This window comes from Pseudorhodoferax sp. Leaf267 (assembly GCF_001422405.1).
Classification (GTDB): Bacteria; Pseudomonadota; Gammaproteobacteria; order Burkholderiales; family Burkholderiaceae_C; genus Pseudorhodoferax.
This window is the reverse complement of the sequence record NZ_LMMV01000023.1, coordinates 115,792-134,247: the sequence shown is the minus strand read 5'-3', so window position 1 is coordinate 134,247 and position 18,456 is coordinate 115,792. Positions and strand designations below refer to the sequence as shown.

Below are 18,456 nucleotides of genomic sequence, written 5' to 3'. Positions count from 1 at the left end.
CCATAATCCTCCCCATGCAAGTACGGGCCATTCTGACATCGATCACTTTCGCCCTGGGCCTCGCCCAGCCCGTCACCAGCAGCGCGCAGAACCGGCCCGACCCACAGGCCGATGCGCTCATCGTCGAGATGCAGCAGGCCTTTCGGCGCAGCGACAAGCTGCGGCTCGCCACCTTGCTGCCCCAGGTGCGCGGCCATGGCCTGGAGCCCTGGGCCGCCTACTGGGAAAGCCGCGCGCGGCTGGAGGAACTGACCGCTGCCGACATGGCCGCCTTCAGCGCGCGCTACCCCGGCACCTACCAGGAAGACCGCTTGCGCAACGACTGGCTGCTGCTGCTGGGCCAGCGCCGCGACTGGGGCCAGTTCGCCAGCGAGCACGCGCGTTACCGCATGCAGGACGACCGCGAGGTGCGCTGCTACGCGGTGCTGATCGACCAGATGCAATCGCCCGTGCCCGCCGCGGCGGTCGAGGAGGTGCGCCGCAACTGGATGGGCCAGCGCGAGGCCGACGACGGCTGCACCCAGGCCGCCGGCCAGTTGATCGCGGCGCGCCGCCTGCCCGAGTCGGACGCCTGGCGCAAGGCCAGGCTGGCGATCGAGGCCAGCCGCCCACGCGCGGCGCGCAACGCCGTGCAGCTGGTCGCGCCCGATGTGATGGACCAGATGGGCCAGCTGCTGGACAGCCCGGCGCGCTACCTGGCCGGCCGCACGGTCGCTGCGTCCAAGCTGCGGCGCGAGCTCGTGACGCTGGCGCTGGTCAAGATGGCCAGCAGCGACTTCGAGCAGGCCGCCACGGCGCTGGACACCAAGTGGGCCGCGCAGCTCACGGCCGAGGAGCGCAACTGGCTCTGGGGCGTGATCGGCCGGCAGGCGGCGCTCAAGCTCTCGCCCAACACCTGGGCGTACTTCTCCAGGGTCGAGCGCGACACCGACCTGCACGAGGACCTGCTGACCTGGAAGGCACGCACCGCGCTGCGCATGGGGCGGTGGAAGGAGCTGACCACCACCATCCAGGCCATGGACGACGCGCAGCGCGCCGACCCCACCTGGGTCTACTGGCGCGCGCGTGCGCTGCTGCAGATCGGCCGCGAAGCCGACCGCGCCGAGGCCACGCTGCTGTTCGAGCGCATCGCCGGCGTGCGCGGCTTCTACGAGCAGCTGGCGCTCGAAGAGCTGGGCCAGAAGATCACCATGCCGCAACGCCCGCCCGAGCCCACCGATGCGGAACGCGCCGCCGCGCGCACCAACCCGTCGCTGCAACGCGCGCTGCAGGCCATCGCCCTGGGCCTGCGCAGCGAAGGCGTGCGCGAGTGGAACTACGCGACCAACCTGCACGACAAGGGCGGCATGGGCGAGCGCGAGCTGCTGGCCGCGGCCGAGCTGGCCTGTCAGCGCGAGGTGTGGGACCGCTGCATCAACACCAGCGAGCGCACACGCGAGGCCTTCGACCATGCGCAGCGCTTTCCGATGCCGTTCCGCGACGCGGTGGTACAGCGCACGCGCGCCATCGAGCTCGACCCGGCCTACGTCTACGGCCTGATCCGCCAGGAGTCGCGCTTCATCATGGACGCGCGCTCGGGCGTCGGTGCCTCCGGCCTCATGCAGGTCATGCCGGCCACAGCGCGCTGGACGGCGCGCAAGATCGGCCTGGCCGACTTCACGCCGAACCAGATCAACGACCGCGACACCAACATCGCCATCGGCACGGGCTACCTGAAGCTGGTGCTGGACGATTTCGCGGGCTCCATGCCGCTGGCCGCCGCGGCCTACAACGCCGGCCCGGGCCGCCCGCGCGCCTGGCGCGGCCAGGCCGGCGCGCCCACGCTGGACGCCGCCATCTGGGCCGAGAACATCCCGTTCACCGAAACGCGCGACTACGTGAAGAAGGTGCTGTCCAACGCCACCAACTACGCGGCCATCCTCACGGGCCAGCCGCAGTCGCTCAAGGCCCGGCTGGGCACCGTCGGCCCACTGGCCCCCGGCGCGCCGGACGCCAGCAAGGAACTGCCCTGACGCCGCGCGCGGGCCCCGCATGGAGACCTTGAGCCGCATCGGCCAGACCATCGCGCAGGAGTTCTCCGACCTGCCCGACGTGGAGGCCGCCACGCGCATCGTGGTGCGTCTGACGTTGGCCGCGCTGCTGGGCGGGCTGCTCGGCATCGAGCGCGAAGCCAAGGGCAAGGCGGCCGGCGTTCGCACCCACATGATGGTGTGCATGGGCGCGGCCATGTTCGTGCTGGCCTCGCAGCAGTTCGGCATCAACCCGGCCGACATGAGCCGCGTGCTGCAGGGCGTGATCGCGGGCGTGGGCTTCCTGGGCGCGGGCACCATCCTCAAGGGCGACGGGGAGAGCACGGTCAAGGGCCTGACCACGGCCGCCGGCATCTGGATGACGGCTGCCATCGGCGTGGCCGCCGGCATGGGCAAGGAAAGCACGGCCATGCTGGCCACCCTGCTGACGCTGGCCATCATGGCCTCGCTGCCGCTGTTCACGCGGATGTTCGAGCGGCCCGAAAAACCCCCGCGCATCGCGCGGCCCGACGAGCCCCCGCGCCGCTAGCGGTTGCGCCGCGCCGCCGTGCCCCACCATAGGCACAGCAGCGCGCCCAGGATCAGCGCACCCGTCGGCGGCTCGGGCACCTCGGTTGGTGCTGCGGCGCGCGGCGCGAGGTAGAGATCGGACACGCCGGCCGCGTCCGTCACTTCGACACCGAAGCGGAACTGCCCGGACTGCCATGCACCCAGCAGATCGGCCAGGTCGACACCGAGTTCGAACGTCAGTTGCAGCGCCGGTATGGCGAGCGGGTCCGCGTAGGCGAAGCGCACCTGCAGGTCGGGTGCGATGCCCGCGCTGCCAGGCGGCAGGACGATGGGGCCTTGCCCCACGGCCCCGGTGCCCACCGGCTTGAGTTCCACCGTGGCGCCGCTGTCCTGCAGCGCCTGCCGCAGGGCCAGTGCCTCGGCCCGGCTGGCGTTGGCCTGGACCACGGACGGCACCTCGTCCACCAGCTTCTTGGCTTCGGCCAGGCTCAGCCCCGTGGCGTCGCGCACCAGCTTGATGAGGGCGACCTTGTTGGTGCCCGCGCGGGCCAGCACCACGTCGTAGCCGGTCGGCGTGCCGCCGGGCGTGGTGACGCCCACATTCGCGCCGGCCGGGGCGGACGGATCCTGCCGGCTGCTCAGCGTCACGCGCGCGCCCACGTCCTGCAGCTGCCGTTGCAGTTGCGCATTGCCGTCCGGCGTGCCGGCCGAGCGGATCACGACGGGGGCAGCGTCCGCCAGGCGCTTGGCCTGCGTCAGGCCGATGCCCAGCGCGGAGGACAAGGCCTTGATCACCGCCAGCTTGTTGGCACCGGCGTCGTTCAGCAGCACCTCGTGGACCTGGGTCTGGGACAGGCGCACCAGCGGATCGCCCGACAAGGTGTCGCGGGCGATCGCGCCCGTGGCGTCCTGCACGTACAGGCCCGAGATGCGCCCGCCCGCGCCGGGCGCGGTGAACAGCTGCAGCGTGGCCTGGTCGTCTGCGCCGCCCTGCAGCAGCGCGCTGAAGCGGCCCGGCGCGTCGCCCGTGCCGTTGTGCGTGGCCTGTTGCAGCACCACAGGCGCGGCCTGGGCCTGCGGCCACGGGGCTCCCAGCAGCAGACCGCAGCACAAGGCCCAGGCCGTTGCAGCGGCACGTCGACACGCTCTGATCATCGCAACCCTCCCACCGGCCGTTGGTTGAACCCCTGCGGCCACGGCATGTGGCGCGTGGGGTGCTGGCAGCCTGCGCATGCGGCAGCTCGCCTGGCGTCAGTATGGTGAGAGGCAGCGCGCGCGCACATCCCGCATTCGCGGGAGCACGCGGCCAGGGCGCGCTGCCCAGCGGCACGCCCGCGCGGCGGCATTCCTGCGCCCAGCGCCAGCGGGTGCGGGCCGAACGCGTGCTGCATCCCGGCAATTGGTCAGCGTGGCCGCACCTCGATTTGCGAGCCGCTTACAGACACGCAGGCGCGCATTGTTCCGACAGAACGGTGACAGCGGAGTGACAGGATGGACATGGGGATGTCATATGCGCTGCCTAGCATCCCACGCACAAGGAACGCACCATGAACGACAAGCTTCTCCCCGACCACCACGACAGTGTGATGCAGCGCATCGAGCGCGACCTGCTCGACAGCTACGACGAAGAGCTGGAAATGGAGATCGACGACGCACGCCTGGCCGGCGAAGAGGCGGGCACCCAAGACGGCCTGGGCCGCCAGGCCTACTTCCGTGAACTGCTGCGCCTGCAGGGCGAGCTGGTCAAGCTGCAGGACTGGGTGCAAAGCACGGGCCAGAAGGTCGTCGTGCTGTTCGAAGGCCGCGACGCGGCCGGCAAGGGCGGCGTGATCAAGCGCATCACCCAACGCCTGAACCCGCGCGTGTGCCGCGTGGCCGCGCTACCGGCGCCGAACGACCGCGAGCGCACGCAGTGGTACTTCCAGCGCTATGTATCGCACCTGCCGGCGGCTGGCGAGATCGTGCTGTTCGACCGCAGCTGGTACAACCGCGCCGGTGTCGAGCGCGTGATGGGGTTTTGCGACGATGCGCAGTACGAGGAGTTCTTCCGCTCCGTGCCCGAGTTCGAAAAGATGCTGATCCGCTCGGGCATCACGCTGGTGAAGTACTGGTTCTCCATCACCGACGACGAGCAGCACCTGCGCTTCCTCGGCCGCATCCACGACCCGCTCAAGCAGTGGAAGCTCAGCCCCATGGACTTCGAGAGCCGCCGCCGCTGGGAGGCCTACACCAAGGCCAAGGAAATCATGCTGGAGCGCACCCACATTCCCGAGGCGCCCTGGTGGCTGGTGCAGGCCGTGGACAAGAAGAAGGCCCGCCTGAACTGCATCAGCCATCTGCTCACGCAGCTGCCCTACCAGGAAGTGGAGCACCCGGCCATCGTGTTGCCGGAGCGGGCGCGCAATCCGGAGTACACGCGCAATCCGGTGCCGGCCGACATGTATGTGCCGGACAGGTATTGAAATGATCGGCTGAGACTGCCGTTCGGCGACGCTGGCCACACACGTCGGCCCCACAAACCGCATATCGATAGAAGAAAAACGTTGGCCCCATGCGGCGCGCCGGGCTAAGGTCGCCGCATGCCCCAGACCTCTCCCATCTCCTGCACACCCGTCCCCGCCACCACCCTGCGCCAATGGCTCAACGACGGCCACGAGATCGCGCTGCTCGACGTGCGCGAAGCCGGCCAGTTCGGCGAAGGCCACCCGTTCTTTGCGGTCCCTGCGCCCTACAGCCGGCTGGAGTTGGACGTGCCACACCTCGTGCCGCGCCGGGCCACGCGCACCGTGCTGCTGGACGCCGGTGACGGCGTGGCTGCACGCGCCGCGCAACGGCTGGCTGCGCTGGGCTACACGGACCTGCACGTGCTGGACGGCGGCGCGCCGGGCTGGGCCGCGGCAGGCTATACGCTGTTCCAGGGCGTGAACCTGCCCTCCAAGACCTTCGGCGAACTCGTCGAGCACGCCTACGCCACGCCGCACATCTCGGCGGCCGAGCTGCAGGCGCGCCAGGCCTCTGGCCAGCCGCTGGTGCTGCTGGACGGCCGCACCTTCGCCGAGCACCGCAAGGTGACCATTCCCGGCGCCACCTCGGTGCCCAACGGCGAACTCGCGCTGCGCTGGCATGCGCTGGCGCCCGACCCGGCCACGCCCATCGTCATCCACTGCGCGGGCCGCACGCGCAGCATCATCGGCGCGCAGATCCTGCGCAGCCTGGGCGTGCCCAACCCCGTGGTCGCGCTGGAGAACGGCACGCAGGGCTGGGCGCTGGCCGGGCTGCCGTTGGAGCACGGCAGCACGCGCCGCGCCCACAGCGCGCCCCAGGCCTGCGCGCAGGACCAAGCGGCGGCCGCACGGCTGGCGGACGAGGCCGACGTGCAGCGGCTCGATGCGGCCCAGGCCCAGGCCTGGCTCGACGATGCGGCGCGCACCGTGCATGTGCTGGACGTGCGCAGCGACGAAGAGTTCGCGGCCGGCACGCTGGCCGGCGCGCGCCATGCGCCGGGCGGCCAGCTGCTGCAGGCCACGGACCAGACCATCGGCGTGCGCAACGGCCGTGTGCTGCTGCTGGACGGCGAGGCCGTGCGTGCGCCCGTGGTCGCGGCCTGGCTGGCGCGGCTGGGCTATGAGACGGCGGTGGTCGAAGGCGGCATCCGCGCGTCGCTGCGCGTGCCGGCCGCCAACCTGCTCCATGACGCCACGCCCGCGCGGATCGATACGCAAGCCCTGCCCGCCTGGGTCGCCGCACGCCAGCCCCTGTTGCTGGACCTGCAGGACTCGCGCGCCCACCGCCGCCAGCACGCGCAGGGCGCGCGCTGGACCATCCGCTCGCGGCTGCCGGCCGACGCACACGCCGCAGGCTCGACAGACAACACGGTACTGCTACTGGCATCCGATGCCGGCATCGCCCGCCTCGCCGTGGCGGAGCTGGCCGAAGCCGGCTGGCATGACGTGCACTGGGCACTGGCCGCCGACTGGGTCGCGGCCGGCCTGCCCGTCGCCGCCTCGCCCGACACGCCTGCCGATGCGGACGCCATCGACTACCTGCTGTTCGTGCACGACCGGCACGACGGCAACCTGGAGGCCGCGCGCCGCTACCTGGCCTGGGAGACCGGGCTCATCGCGCAATGCGCGCCCGACGAGCTGGCCGTGTTCCGGCTGCCGCAGCCCGCGCCGGCTGCGCATGGATCACGGCGCGCATAAGCATCCTCGCAAAGCTTCGTTGCCCGGCAGCGGCGTGCGTTGGAACATGCGCACCCTGTTCCCACTCGGCCCCCTCGCCATGCGCACCACCCCATTCGCCCGCCCCACCTTCGCCCTCGGCCTGGCCGCCACCCTGCTGGCCGGCACCGCCCATGCCGACGCCACGCTCGACAAGATCCGGCAGCGCGGCAAGGTCAGCATCGGCGTGCTGGTCAACGGCGGGCCGTTCGGCTCCATCGACCCGGCCACGCAGCAGCTCGTGGGCTGGAACCCCGAGCTGGCGCGCGCGCTGGCCAAGGGCCTGGGCGTGGAGGCCGACCTGGTGCAGGTGCAGACCGCCACGCGCGTGCAGTTCCTGCAGGCCGGCAAGGTCGACCTGTTGATCGCGTCCATGGAATACAACGCCGACCGCGGCGAGATCCTGGGCCACGCGCCCACGCCGTTCTTCCGCGTGGGCGGCACGGCCGCCGTGCGCAAGGACAGCGGCATCACGAAGTGGGAAGACCTGCGCGGCAAGCCGGTCTGCGTGTCGCAGGGCAGCAGCTTCGCCAAGCCGCTGGCCAACGACTACGGCGCCCAGGTGCAGGGCTTCAAGAGCTCGTCCGATTCGCTGCTGGCGCTCAAGGGCGGCAACTGCGTGGCTGCCGTGCACGACAGCACGCTGATCCAGCCGCTGCTGCGGAGCAACCCCGAGTGGACGCAGTACAGCGCGCCCATCGCCACAGAAGTGCTGCCCGCCCCCTCGGTGGTGTGGACGCGCAAGGGCGAGGCCGACACCATCGCCGCCGTCGACAAGGTAGTGCAGGAATGGCACCGCAGCGGCTGGCTGATCGCCACCGAAAAGCGTGTCGGCATCGAGCCGCCGAACCCGCTGCTGCCCGAGCTGCAGGCCAAATTCAAGGCCGCGGCGAACTAAGCCACCCTTCCCGTTTTTTTCTTCCCTGGCATGGCCCCGTGCACGCGGGGCTGGCCGCGCCTTTGCCGATCGGATGTCCACATGCACCGCTTCCTCGCTCCCCTTTCCGCCGCCCTGGCCCTGGCCTTCTCGGGCGGCACCGCCCACGCTGACGCCACGCTCGACAAGATCCAGCAGCGCGGCAAGCTGTCCGTCGGCATCGACGGCGCCAGCCCGCCCTTCGGCGTGCTCGACCCGGCCACGGGCAAGACCGGCGGCTACCAGACTGCGCTGGCCGCCGACATCGCCAGGCGCCTGGGCGTGGCGCTGGAGACGGTGCCCGTGACCGCCTCCACGCGCGTGCAGTTCCTGCAGAGCGGCAAGGTCGACCTCTTGATCGCCAACATCCAGTGGACGCAGGAGCGCAGCGAGATCCTGTCGTTCGCGCCCACGCCCTACGACCTGATCGGCGGCGGCGCGCTGGTGGCCAAGGCCAGCAACATCAAGCGCTGGGAAGACCTGCGCGGCAAGGTGGCTTGCGTCTCGCAGGGCAGCAACTTCGCCAGGCCGCTGGCAGAAACCTACGGCGCCGTGGTCAAGGGCCTGCGCGGCATTCCCGAGTCGCTGCTCGCGCTCAAGGGCGGCACCTGCGCCGCGTCAGTCCACATCCAGCCCGCGCTGTACGAGAAGCTTACCGGCCCCAACGCGGCCGAGTGGAAGGACTTCGAACTCGGCACGCAAGACCAGTTGATTCCTTCGCCCACCGTGGTGTGGACGCGCCGCGGCGAGGCCGACACGCAGGCCTTCGTCGACAAGGCCATCCAGGACTGGCACCGCACGGGCTTCCTGCTCAAGCAGGCGCGCCAGTGGGGCGTGCCCGACACCTGGATCGCCGAGCGCCACCAGCGCGCGCTGAAGGGCCAGTTCGACCGCGCGCCGTTCGATTTCGCGGTGTATGGCGAGGCGCAGGCTGCGGCAGCCGCAGAGGGCAAGAAACAGTGAGCACATTGCTGGCCGCATTGCGCGAGGCACTGGGCAGCACCCATGTGCTGACCGGTGACGACGCCACCGGCTACCTGACCGACCAGCACCGCCGGCTGACCGGCCGCGCGCTGGCCGTGGTGCGCCCGGCCGACACGGCCCAGGTCGCGCAGGTGGTGCGCCTGTGCCGCCAGCACCGCACGCCCATCGTGCCGCAGGGCGGCAACACCGGCCTGATGGGCGCGGCCACGCCGGACGGCAGCGGCCGGGCCGTGCTGCTGTCGCTGGGCCGCTTGCAGCGCATCCGCGCCATCGACCGCGACAACGACACGCTGACCGTGGAGGCCGGCGCCGTGCTGGCAAACGTGCAGCAGGCCGCGCGCGAAGCCGGGCGCCTGTTCCCGCTGAGCCTGGGCTCGGAGGGCAGCTGCACCATCGGCGGCAACCTCTCCACCAACGCGGGCGGCACCCAGGTGCTGCGCTACGGCAACACGCGCGAGCTGGTGCTGGGGCTGGAGGTGGTCACGGCGGAGGGCGCGGTCTGGGACGGCCTGCGCGGCCTGCGCAAGGACAACACCGGCTACGCGCTGCGCGACCTGTACGTGGGCAGCGAGGGCACGCTGGGCATCATCACCGCGGCCACGCTCAAGCTGTACCCGCTGCCGCAGGCGCAGCACACCGCGCTGCTGGCCTTCGGCTGCATCCGCGACGCGGTGGCCTTCCTGAGCAGCGCGCGGGCCGGCTTCGGCGCCAGCCTCACGGCCTTCGAGCTGATGTCGGACACGGCCCTGGGCCTGATCGCGCAGCATGTGCCGGCGCAACCCTTGCCGCTGCCGCTGGACGCTCCGTGGTACGCGCTGGTCGAGCTGTCGGACAGCGAGGGCGAAGCCCACGCGCGCGAACGCTTCGAAGCCGTGGTCAGCCAGGCCTTCGAGGACGGCTTGGTCACGGACGCGGCCATCGCCGAAAGCCTGCCGCAGAGCGACGCCCTCTGGCGCCTGCGCGACGAGGCGCTGGGCCTGGCGCAGCAGCGCGATGGCCGCAACATCAAGCACGACGTGTCGGTGCCGATCTCGCGCATCCCGGACTTCCTGGCCGCCACCGCCGCCGCGCTGCAGGCGCGCTTTCCCGGCGTGCGGCCGGTCGCGTTCGGCCACCTGGGCGATGGCAACCTGCACTACAACGTCTCGCACGCGCCGAGCGCCACGCCGGCCGAGCTGTTCGCCGCAGAGGACGCCATCCACGAACTGGTGCACGACAGCGTGCATGCGCATGGCGGCTCCATCAGCGCCGAGCACGGCGTGGGCCAGACCAAGCGCGACCTGCTGCCCCGCTACAAGAGCGCGGTGGAGCTGGACCTCATGAGAAGGCTGAAGGCCGCGTTCGACCCGCTCGGGCTGCTCAACCCCGGCAAGGTGCTCGCGCCGCACACCGCAGAAGAAAGCACACCATGACGACCACCCCCATCCTGCTCTCGCAACGCGCGCAGCGCGTCAAGCTCTCGCCCAACGCCGCCGCCAGCCAGCGCGCCGCCGCCCTGGCCGCGCAGGGCCGCGACGTGATCGCACTGACCACGGGCGAGCCCGACTTCGACACGCCCGAGCCCATCCAGCAGGCCGCCATCGCGGCCATGGCGCGCGGCGAAACCAGGTACACACCGACGGCCGGCACAGCGGCCCTGCGCCGCGCGATCAGCGCCAAATACACACGCGAGAACGCGCTGGACTACCCCGCCGCGCAGATCGTCGTCAGCAACGGCGGCAAGCAGGTGATCTACAACGCGCTGGCCGCCACGCTGGACGCGGGCGACGAGGTCATCATCCCCGCGCCCTATTGGCCATCGTTCCCCGACATGGTGCTGGTCAACGACGGCCAGCCCGTGATCGTGCCCTGCGACATCGCCGTGGGCTTCAAGCTCACGCCGGCTGCGCTGGAGGCGGCCATCACGCCGCGCACGCGCTGGCTGGTGCTGAACACGCCGGGCAACCCCAGCGGCGCGCTGTACGACGCGGCCGAGCTCGCGGCGCTGGCAGCAGTGCTGCGCCGCCACCCGCAGGTGCTGGTACTGCTGGACGAGCTGTACGAGCACATCTGGTTCACGCCCGAGGCGCCTGCGCACTGGCTGCATGTCGCGCCGGACTTGAAGGAGCGCACGCTGCTGGTCAACGGCGCGTCCAAGACCTACGCCATGACCGGCTGGCGCATCGGCTGGGGCGCAGGCCCTGCCGCGTTGGTGCAGGCCATGGTCGTGATCCAGTCGCAGGCCTCTTCCGGCCCCAACTCCATCGCACAGGCGGCCGTGGCGTCGGCGCTGGAATCAGCGGACCAGCGCTTCGTGGGCGAGGCGCGCGCGGCCTATGCGCGGCGCGCGACGCTGGTGGTCAACGCCCTCAACACCGTGCCCGGCCTGAAGCTGCTGACGCCCGGCGGCTCGTTCTTCGCGTTCGTGCATTGCGGCGCGCTGCTGGGTTTGCAGCGGCCTGATGGACAGGTGATCCGCACCGATGCCGAGCTGACGGACTGGCTGCTCGAAGCCGAAGGCGTGGCGGCGGTGGATGGCGCGAGCTATGGCCTGTCGCCCTACTTCCGCATTTCCACGGCGGCCAGCGATGCGGTGCTGTCGGACGCGACGACACGCATCGCGCGCGCCGTAGCGGCGTTGCGGCCTGCGCACGTCACTGACGTGCGCACGTTGGAAGCCGAGGCCGCAGGATGACCACCGACACCCTGCTCGTGCAGGGCGTGGCGGCATTCAAGAACCTGGGCCTGAACTACGCCTTCGTGCTCGACGCCAGCGAGCGCCAGGCCTTCGTGCGCGGCCTGGGCGTGACCGTGCAGCTCGCGCTGCTGACCATCCCGGGCAGCCTGGCGGCCGGCGTGCTGCTGGCCGCGCTCATGACGTCCAGCCGCGCCTGGATCGCCGGCCCCGCGCGCGCCTTCGTCGAGGTCACGCGCAACACGCCCACGCTGGTGCAGCTGTACTGCGCCTTCCTCGTGCTCAACATGCTGATCACGCAGCAGCTGCGCGATTTCGGCGCCGGCAACAACCCGCTCACGCCCTTCGTGTGGGTGGTGATCGTGGTGTCGCTGCACAAGGGCGTGTTCCATGCCGAGGCGCTGCGCGCCGGCATCGAGGCCGTGCCCGGTACCACGCTGGAGGCCGCGCGCTCGCTGGGCTTCTCGCAGCGCCAGCTGCTGGCGCGCGTGCAGCTGCCGCTGGCCGTGCGCTTCGCGCTGCCCTCGCTGGTCAACAACCTCGTGGACCTCGTGAAGATGACGGCCGTGGCCTCGGCCATCGCGGTCGGCGACGTGACCTACGAGTCCATCATGATCTGGTCGCAACGCGACAACGTGCTGGAACTGCTGCTGCTGATCCTGATCTGGTTCGGCCTCTTGACCTGGCTCGTGAGCCGCGCCGGCCGCTGGCTAGAACACCGATGGAGGATGCCCGGCTATGGCCAATGAAGCCACCCTGCCCCGCGCCGCCGCGCCCTCTCGCGCCTTGGGCTTGCCCGCCGCGCTGCTGAACGCCGCGCGCAACCCCTGGCTGATCGCCGCCGCCGCGGCGCTGGCCGTGCTGGGGTACTGGAACGCCACGGGCAGCGCGCCCGCGGCCTTCACGCACCTGTGGCGCTGGATGCCGGCGCTGCTGCGCGGCCTGCTCGTGAACATCGAGATCAGCGTGCTGGCCGTGGCTATCGGCACCGTGGTCGGCCTGGTCGTGGGCGCGCTGTCGCTGTCGCCCCTGCCGGCCGTGCGCGTGCTCATGCGCTGCTACGTGCAGGTGTTCCGCAATGCGCCCATCCTGGTGCTGATCTACTTCACGACCTACGTGTTCCCGTTCGAGCTGAACATCGTGGCCTGGACCTTCCCGTTCCCCGACTGGGTGAAGGTGGTGCTGGGCCTGGCGCTGCCCACCAGCGCCAACGTGGCCGAGATCTTCCGCGGGGCGATCCAGTCCATCCCCAGCGCGCAATGGGAGGCGGCGCAGTCGCTGGCCTTCAAGCGCAGCCAGATCTTCCGGCTGGTGGTGCTGCCGCAGTGCGTGCGCCGCATGCTGCCGCCGTGGATGAACCTGTACGCCAGCATCACCATGAGCACTTCACTCGCCTCGCTGGTCGGCGTGCACGACGTGGTGGACACGGCGCAGATCGCCAGCAACACCGTGGCCCGCACCGACTTCACCATCCTCGTGTACTTCACGCTGCTGGTGCTGTTCTTCGCCTACTGCTACCCGATTGCCCGCGCCACCCGCGCGCTGGAGCGCCGCCATGAACGCCACTGAACCTTTCTCTCCTCCATCGCGGCCACTGCCGTGCAGCCGCCGCTGGTGCAGCTGGCCAACGTGCACCTGGCCTTCGGCGCCAACCAGGTGCTCCAGGGCATCGATGTCGAGGTGCGTCGCGGCCAGGCCGTGTCCATCATCGGTCCCTCGGGCTCCGGCAAGTCGACCATCCTGCGCTGCATCACGGGCTTGCTGCGGCCGCAGACCGGCTCCATCACCGTGGGCAGCACGCGCGTGGACCAGCTCAAGACCGAGGCCGAGCTGATCGCGCTGCGCAAGCGCGTGGGCTTCGTGTTCCAGCAGTACAACCTGTTCCCGCATCTGACGGTGCTGGAGAACCTGGTGATCGCGCCCACGCGCGTGGTGGGCCGTGACCGCGCCACGGCCGAGCGCGAGGCGCGCGCGCTGCTGGACAAGGTGCGCCTGGGCCACAAGGAGAAGGCCTACCCGGGCGAGCTGTCCGGCGGCCAGCAGCAGCGCGTGGCCATCGCCCGCGCGCTGGCCATGCAGCCCGAGCTGATCCTGTTCGACGAGGTCACCTCCGCGCTGGACCCGGAGACCGTGGGCGAGGTGCTGACCGTGATCCGCGACCTGGTGGAAGGCGGCATGACCTGCGTGCTGGTCACGCACGAAATGCGTTTTGCCAAAGAGGTGAGCGACGCCGTGTACTTCACCGAGGCCGGCCGCATCGTCGAGCACGGGCCGGCGCAGCAGATCTTCGGCGACCCGCAGAGCGAGCGCACGCGTGCGTTCCTGCAGCGCACGCTGGGCGATGGCGCGCGCACCCGGCCGGCGGCCTTGCCGGTGCTGCCGCCACGCGATACGCTGGTGTTCGACCGCCTGCGATTTGCCCTCTAGAACATCCAAGGAGAACCCCATGACCCAAGCCCCTACCGCCCTGCAATCCGAACGCCGCCAGGCGATTGACGAGACCCTGGCCGACGTGCGCCAGCTCGTGGCCGGCGGCCCGCCCGACCGCAGCGTTCTCGCCGCCATCACGGCGCGGCTGGAGCGCCTGGCCGCGCACGCCGATTGGTTCACGCGCGCCGACTTCCCGCCGCCAGCCGCAACGGAAGGCGTGGGCGCATCCACGCGCTACCGGCTCAATGCTGCCGATGGCGACGACGGCCTGGCCCTCTACCTGAACTCGATCAACCCCGGCAAGACCACCTGGCCGCACAACCACACGACCTGGGCCGTCATCGTGGCCGTGCAGGGCGAGGAAGAGAACCGCGTCTACGCGCGCACCGACGACGGCCGCAACCCCGACCATGCGCAGCTGGAAGTGGCGCGCGAGGTGACGGTGCGGCCCGGCACGCCCATCGCCTTTTTGCCCGACGACATCCACAGCATCCACGTGAAGGGCAGCGAGCCCACGCTGCACTTCCACCTGTACGGCCTGCCGCTGGAACGCCTGACGGACCGCATCGGCATCGAGCCCGAGACCGGCAAGGTGGTGCGCTACAACGCCTCGCAGCTCAAGCCCAGCGAGGAAGCCGCCGTATGACGCAGGCCCCGCCCATCGGCCCCGCCACGCGCCTGCTGCACGCCGGCACGCCGCCCCTGCGCGGCGGCTCCGGCCCCGTGAACGTGCCGGTGGTGCGCACCAGCACCGTGCGTTTCGCCGACACCGCCGCCTACGCCGACCACCACCACCGGCGCGTGGCCGGCGAGCGCGTGGCCTCGTACGGCCGGCACGGGCTGGACACGCACCGCGCGCTCGAAGACGCCGTCACCGCGCTGGAGGGCGGCCACCGCGCCTTCCTCACGCCCTCGGGCCTGTCCGCCATCACGCTGGTGCTGCTGGCCCTGCTCTCGCCCGGCGACCATGCGCTGGTGGCCGACAGCGTCTACTCGCCCGTGCGCCGCGTCGACGCCACGCTACTGCAGCGGCTGGGCATCACGCTCGAATACTTCTCGCCCTCGCAGGACGACCTGGTCGCGAAGATCCGCCCCAACACCAAACTCGTCTACCTGGAGTCGCCCAGCTCGCTGCTGTACGAGGTGCTGGACCTGCCGGCGCTGACGGCCGTGGCGCGCGCGCACGGCATCCCGGTGGCGACCGACAACACCTGGAGCGGCGGCTGGTTCTACAAGCCGCTGCAGCTCGGCGCCAACCTCTCCATCCAGGCAGCGACCAAGTACATCGCCGGGCATTCGGACGTGATGCAGGGCATCGTGGTGGCCGACTCGCCGGCGCTGGCCGCCAAGCTGTCCACCGCGTATGAAGCCCTGGGCCTGACCATCGGCGCCGACGACGCCTACCTGGCCCTGCGCGGCGTGCGCACGCTGCCGGTGCGCCTGGCGCAGCACCAGCGCCATGCGACCGAGGTTGCGCAGTGGCTGCACCGGCAGCCGCAGGTGGGCCGCGTGTTCTACCCCGCGTTGGCGGACGACCCGGGCCATGCGCTGTGGAAGCGGGACTTCACCGGTGCGAGCGGGCTCGTATCGTTCGTGCTGGAGGGCGCGGACCAGCAGCAGGCCGAGACCTTCATCGATGCGCTGCAGTTCTTCGGCATCGGGGCGTCGTGGGGTGGCTATGAGAGCCTGGCGCTGATCGCGGCGCCGGAGCGGCTGCGCGAGCACAGTGCATGGAACGGCACCGATCCGGTCGTGCGGCTGCATGTGGGGCTGGAGGACCCGCAGGACCTGATCGCGGACCTGGGGCAGGCGTTGGTGCGGGCGGAGAGCCAGAGTCAGTTGGCGGTGGCTGCGTAACGCAGACCCTCACCCCAACCCTCTCCCGCGCACGGGAGAGGGGCAAGAAGACCGAGCGCTTTCATTGGCCCGTCTCCCTCTCCCGGATGCGGGAGAGGGCCGGGGTGAGGGCTCCCCAGGGCCGAGCGCAGCGATGGCCCGCGCCCGACTCACCGCCCCATCCGCACCAGCCGCGCCGCCTCCTCATCCCGCGCCGCATCGATCTCGCGCAGCACGCCGCCCATGTCCACCGCTGCCGCGGTCTTCTCGAACCGCCCCGTCAGCACACTGTCCACCTGCAACAACCCCGCCTGGTACAGCCCCCAGATCTCCGGCCCATACGCCGTGCCCCGCAGCTCCGGCGCGAACCGCCCGAAGAAGTCCGCGAGGTTGCCCACATCCCGCAGCAGCATGCGTTGCGCGTGGTTGTTGCCGGCCGCGTCCACGGCCTGCGGCAGATCGATGATGACCGGGCCGTCGGCGGCCAGCAGGATGTTGAACTCCGACAGGTCGCCATGCACGACACCCGCGCACAGCATGCGCACGACCTCGGTCACCAGCGTGGCGTGGTGGCGGCGTGCGTCTTGCGGCGTGAAGTCCACGTCGTTCAGGCGCGGCGCGGCATCGCCGGCCGCGTCGGTCACCAGCTCCATCAGCAGCACGCCCTCGAAGAAGTTGTAGGGCCTGGGCACGCGCACGCCCGCATCGGCCAACCGGTACAGGGCGTCGACCTCGGCGCTCTGCCAGGCGGCCTCCTGCGCCTGCCGGCCGAACTTCGTACCCTTGGCCATGGCGCGGGCCTGGCGCGAGTTCTTCACCTTGCGGTTCTCGGTGTAGTCCACGGCCTGGCGGAAGCTGCGCTGCGTGGCCTCCTTGTAGACCTTGGCGCAGTGCGTGTGGTCGCCACTGCGCACCACGAACACCATGGCCTCCTTGCCGCTCATGAGCTGGCGCACCACGGTGTCGATCAGGCCCTCTTCGATGAGCGATTGCAGGCGGGCGGGCGGTTTCATGGGGGGCAGTCGAGAGCGGAGCGGCCCCCACTCTAACTGGCCTGCCCTGGCCGGCGTGGCGTGCGTGTCAGCCCGCCGCTTCCGCCTGCCGGAAGAATTCCAGAATCCCTTGCACATAGGTGGCGCGGTGGGCCTCGCCGGTCCACTGCGGCACCAGGCGCCCCCGCCGCGCCAACGCTGCCAGTTCCCGCGACGTCTCCGCCGGGTGGTGCACATCGTTGCCGGCCAGGACCAACAGCGGCGTCTGCGTCTCGCGCACGAACTGGCGCGACACGCTGAACACGAAGTCGTCACCGCCAAAGAGGTTGCGCTCCAGCGCCCGCAGATGCGCCTCGGGCACGCCCGGCAGCCACGGCCGCGCGTCGCGCGCCCAGGCCTCGAAGCTCTCGGGCCGCAGCAGCGCGTTTTCGGCTGTCCAGCCGATCGGCTGCTGCAGCACGGCCGACGCCACGCGCTGCGGCGCGCATTCCGCCAGCCTCAATGCGAACGACGCGCCGATGCACGCGCCCACCACGTGGAAGCGGGCTATGCCCAGCGCATCGAGCACACCCAGGTGGTCGGCCGCAAAGCTGTGCCAGCCGTCGTCGGGCCGCACGGGCGCACGCGACAGTCCGGCGTTGCGCTGGTCCAGCGCCACCACGCGGTGCGCGCGGGCCAGCTCGACCGTCGGATCGGGCCAGGGCCGCGGGCGGCCGTCGTGCGTGTGGCGCCACAGGCCGATGCGCGAGCGCAGGCCGCCCGGCGCGAGCAGCAGCACGGGCAGGCCCTGTGGCGCGTCGGGCCCGGGGGCGTAGGTCTCGTAATGGATGCTGGCACCCAGGGCGATGGTCGGCATGAAGGCTTCCTGCTGATGCGTCACTCAACGCGTGCGCCGATGCTCTTGAGCAGGGGCGGAAAGTAGGCCACGTCGGCGCGGAGCTGCTGCGCGAACGCCTGCGGCGTGCTGCCGACGGTCTCGAAGCCCTGGCGCCCCAGTTGCGCGCGAAAGGCCGGGTCGGCCAGTGCATCGGCCGCGGCCTGGTGCACGCGCTCGACCACATCGCTCGGTGTGCCGCCAGGCGCCAGCAGGCCGAACCAGCCGGTATCCAGCGTCAGCGCCACGCCGGCCTCGGCCAGCGTGGGCACCTCGGGCGTGATGGGGCTGCGCCGCCCCTGCAGCACGGCCAGCGCACGCAGCTTGCCCGACTGCACCTGCGCCAGGGCCGCCGGCAGGGCCACGATGGCCGCGTCGGTCTCGCCGCCCAGCAGGCCGACCACCGCAGGGCCGGCGCCCTTGTACGGCACATGCACCCAGTCGCCGCCCTGCGCGCGCTGCAGCTTGACCAGGGCCAGATGGTTCCCGTTGCCAAAGCCCGGCGTACCCACGCTGACCCCCGCGCCGCGCGCCTGGCGCACCAGCGCCGCCACGTCGGCGGCCGGCGCATCACTGCGCACGACGAGCGCCGCGGGCGTGCTGGCGATGATGCTCACGGGGGCGAAGCTGCGGATCGGGTCGTAGCGCACGCGGCCTTCGAACAGCGTGACGTTGGCCACGAGCGCGTTGCTGGTCAGCAGCAGCGCATGGCCGTCGGGCTTCTCGCCGGCCACGAGTTCATGCGCCAGGTTGCCGCCGGCACCGGCGCGGTTTTCCACCACGACGTTGGTGCCCAGCCGCTGGCCGAGTTCGCTGGCCAGGCCGCGGCCCAACACGTCCATGGCGCCGCCCGGCGCCAGCGGCAGCACGAGCCGCACGGGGCGGCCGCGCAAGTCGATGGCCTGCGCCGCGCCGGCCAGCCAGGGCGCTGCCACACAGGCAGCCGCACGCGCGAGCAGTGCGCGGCGGTACAGAGGCGTGATGCGCATC

At 71.2% G+C, this 18,456-nt stretch carries 17 protein-coding genes; 13 read left to right on the top strand and 4 right to left on the bottom strand.

Annotated elements, in window-relative coordinates; all coding sequences use genetic code 11:
- The first annotated feature begins 14 nt into the window (after window positions 1-14).
- On the top strand, window positions 15-2,012 hold the full coding sequence (locus ASF43_RS22590) for a lytic transglycosylase domain-containing protein (RefSeq protein WP_056186081.1): 1,998 nt from the start codon (window positions 15-17) through the stop codon (window positions 2,010-2,012).
- 19 nt (window positions 2,013-2,031) lie between these two features.
- Window positions 2,032-2,559 (top strand): MgtC/SapB family protein, encoded by a 528-nt coding sequence (locus ASF43_RS22585; protein WP_056186078.1) that lies wholly within the window; start codon window positions 2,032-2,034, stop codon window positions 2,557-2,559.
- Here the strand turns inward: ASF43_RS22585 and ASF43_RS22580 are convergent.
- Window positions 2,556-3,695, bottom strand: a complete 1,140-nt coding sequence (locus ASF43_RS22580) for a ribosomal protein L7/L12 (protein WP_156373468.1) — start codon at window positions 3,693-3,695, stop codon at window positions 2,556-2,558. The two genes, ASF43_RS22585 and ASF43_RS22580, sit on opposite strands and share 4 nt — an antisense overlap.
- A 392-nt stretch (window positions 3,696-4,087) precedes the next feature.
- On the opposite strand from ASF43_RS22580, the gene ppk2 reads away from it, so the two are divergent.
- The 11 genes from ppk2 to metC all read left to right on the top strand — a co-directional run bounded on the left by ppk2 (window position 4,088) and on the right by metC (window position 15,621).
- On the top strand, window positions 4,088-5,002 hold the full coding sequence (gene ppk2, locus ASF43_RS22575) for a polyphosphate kinase 2 (RefSeq protein ID WP_056186072.1): 915 nt from the start codon (window positions 4,088-4,090) through the stop codon (window positions 5,000-5,002).
- A 117-nt stretch (window positions 5,003-5,119) separates the two neighbouring features.
- Window positions 5,120-6,742 carry a rhodanese-like domain-containing protein gene (locus ASF43_RS22570; protein ID WP_056186070.1) on the top strand — a complete coding sequence of 541 codons (1,623 nt, stop codon included), beginning with the start codon at window positions 5,120-5,122 and terminating at the stop codon, window positions 6,740-6,742.
- Between the two features lie 79 nt (window positions 6,743-6,821).
- Window positions 6,822-7,658 (top strand): transporter substrate-binding domain-containing protein, encoded by an 837-nt coding sequence (locus ASF43_RS22565; protein WP_056186628.1) that lies wholly within the window; start codon window positions 6,822-6,824, stop codon window positions 7,656-7,658.
- An 81-nt stretch (window positions 7,659-7,739) separates the two neighbouring features.
- Window positions 7,740-8,639, top strand: coding sequence for a transporter substrate-binding domain-containing protein (locus tag ASF43_RS22560; RefSeq protein WP_056186067.1), 900 nt, complete (start codon window positions 7,740-7,742; stop codon window positions 8,637-8,639).
- The gene (locus tag ASF43_RS22555; protein ID WP_056186064.1) at window positions 8,636-10,072 is read left to right on the top strand and encodes an FAD-binding oxidoreductase; all 1,437 of its coding nucleotides are present in this window, start codon (window positions 8,636-8,638) and stop codon (window positions 10,070-10,072) included. Before ASF43_RS22560 ends, ASF43_RS22555 begins: the two co-directional genes overlap by 4 nt.
- The gene (locus ASF43_RS22550; protein WP_056186062.1) at window positions 10,069-11,334 is read left to right on the top strand and encodes an aminotransferase class I/II-fold pyridoxal phosphate-dependent enzyme; all 1,266 of its coding nucleotides are present in this window, start codon (window positions 10,069-10,071) and stop codon (window positions 11,332-11,334) included. Before ASF43_RS22555 ends, ASF43_RS22550 begins: the two co-directional genes overlap by 4 nt.
- The gene (locus tag ASF43_RS22545; RefSeq protein WP_056186059.1) at window positions 11,331-12,083 is read left to right on the top strand and encodes an amino acid ABC transporter permease; all 753 of its coding nucleotides are present in this window, start codon (window positions 11,331-11,333) and stop codon (window positions 12,081-12,083) included. Before ASF43_RS22550 ends, ASF43_RS22545 begins: the two co-directional genes overlap by 4 nt.
- On the top strand, window positions 12,073-12,903 hold the full coding sequence (locus ASF43_RS22540) for an amino acid ABC transporter permease (protein WP_056186056.1): 831 nt from the start codon (window positions 12,073-12,075) through the stop codon (window positions 12,901-12,903). Before ASF43_RS22545 ends, ASF43_RS22540 begins: the two co-directional genes overlap by 11 nt.
- Window positions 12,904-12,933: 30 nt before the next feature.
- Window positions 12,934-13,761, top strand: coding sequence for an amino acid ABC transporter ATP-binding protein (locus ASF43_RS22535; RefSeq protein WP_304437971.1), 828 nt, complete (start codon window positions 12,934-12,936; stop codon window positions 13,759-13,761).
- A 19-nt stretch (window positions 13,762-13,780) separates the two neighbouring features.
- Window positions 13,781-14,410, top strand: a complete 630-nt coding sequence (locus ASF43_RS22530; RefSeq protein WP_056186050.1) for a cysteine dioxygenase family protein — start codon at window positions 13,781-13,783, stop codon at window positions 14,408-14,410.
- Window positions 14,407-15,621: a cystathionine beta-lyase gene (gene metC / locus ASF43_RS22525; protein ID WP_056186048.1), complete on the top strand. Its 1,215-nt coding sequence runs from the start codon at window positions 14,407-14,409 to the stop codon at window positions 15,619-15,621. The genes ASF43_RS22530 and metC overlap by 4 nt, the downstream gene beginning before the upstream one ends.
- Window positions 15,622-15,770: 149 nt before the next feature.
- On the opposite strand, the gene ASF43_RS22520 is transcribed toward metC, so the two are convergent.
- The 3 genes from ASF43_RS22520 to ASF43_RS22510 all read right to left on the bottom strand — a co-directional run bounded on the left by ASF43_RS22520 (window position 15,771) and on the right by ASF43_RS22510 (window position 18,455).
- A complete protein-coding gene (locus tag ASF43_RS22520) occupies window positions 15,771-16,613 on the bottom strand; it encodes a PA4780 family RIO1-like protein kinase (RefSeq protein WP_056186045.1) in 843 nt (280 codons plus the stop codon).
- A 67-nt stretch (window positions 16,614-16,680) separates the two neighbouring features.
- Window positions 16,681-17,448: an alpha/beta fold hydrolase gene (locus ASF43_RS22515; protein WP_056186625.1), complete on the bottom strand. Its 768-nt coding sequence runs from the start codon at window positions 17,446-17,448 to the stop codon at window positions 16,681-16,683.
- A 20-nt stretch (window positions 17,449-17,468) separates the two neighbouring features.
- On the bottom strand, window positions 17,469-18,455 hold the full coding sequence (locus ASF43_RS22510) for a tripartite tricarboxylate transporter substrate binding protein (protein WP_056186044.1): 987 nt from the start codon (window positions 18,453-18,455) through the stop codon (window positions 17,469-17,471).
- Window position 18,456: the final 1 nt, after the last annotated feature.

Bases quoted from the DNA above. Each gene is read 5' to 3' on its own strand.
- ASF43_RS22590 (WP_056186081.1), top strand. From the start codon at position 15: ATGCAAGTACGGGCCATTCTGACATCGATCACTTTCGCCCTGGGCCTC.
- ASF43_RS22585 (WP_056186078.1), top strand. From the start codon at position 2,032: ATGGAGACCTTGAGCCGCATCGGCCAGACCATCGCGCAGGAGTTCTCC.
- ASF43_RS22580 (WP_156373468.1), bottom strand. From the start codon at position 3,695: ATGATCAGAGCGTGTCGACGTGCCGCTGCAACGGCCTGGGCCTTGTGC.
- ppk2 (WP_056186072.1), top strand. From the start codon at position 4,088: ATGAACGACAAGCTTCTCCCCGACCACCACGACAGTGTGATGCAGCGC.
- ASF43_RS22570 (WP_056186070.1), top strand. From the start codon at position 5,120: ATGCCCCAGACCTCTCCCATCTCCTGCACACCCGTCCCCGCCACCACC.
- ASF43_RS22565 (WP_056186628.1), top strand. From the start codon at position 6,822: ATGCGCACCACCCCATTCGCCCGCCCCACCTTCGCCCTCGGCCTGGCC.
- ASF43_RS22560 (WP_056186067.1), top strand. From the start codon at position 7,740: ATGCACCGCTTCCTCGCTCCCCTTTCCGCCGCCCTGGCCCTGGCCTTC.
- ASF43_RS22550 (WP_056186062.1), top strand. From the start codon at position 10,069: ATGACGACCACCCCCATCCTGCTCTCGCAACGCGCGCAGCGCGTCAAG.
- ASF43_RS22545 (WP_056186059.1), top strand. From the start codon at position 11,331: ATGACCACCGACACCCTGCTCGTGCAGGGCGTGGCGGCATTCAAGAAC.
- ASF43_RS22540 (WP_056186056.1), top strand. From the start codon at position 12,073: ATGGCCAATGAAGCCACCCTGCCCCGCGCCGCCGCGCCCTCTCGCGCC.
- ASF43_RS22530 (WP_056186050.1), top strand. From the start codon at position 13,781: ATGACCCAAGCCCCTACCGCCCTGCAATCCGAACGCCGCCAGGCGATT.
- metC (WP_056186048.1), top strand. From the start codon at position 14,407: ATGACGCAGGCCCCGCCCATCGGCCCCGCCACGCGCCTGCTGCACGCC.
- ASF43_RS22520 (WP_056186045.1), bottom strand. From the start codon at position 16,613: ATGAAACCGCCCGCCCGCCTGCAATCGCTCATCGAAGAGGGCCTGATC.
- ASF43_RS22515 (WP_056186625.1), bottom strand. From the start codon at position 17,448: ATGCCGACCATCGCCCTGGGTGCCAGCATCCATTACGAGACCTACGCC.
- ASF43_RS22510 (WP_056186044.1), bottom strand. From the start codon at position 18,455: ATGCGCATCACGCCTCTGTACCGCCGCGCACTGCTCGCGCGTGCGGCT.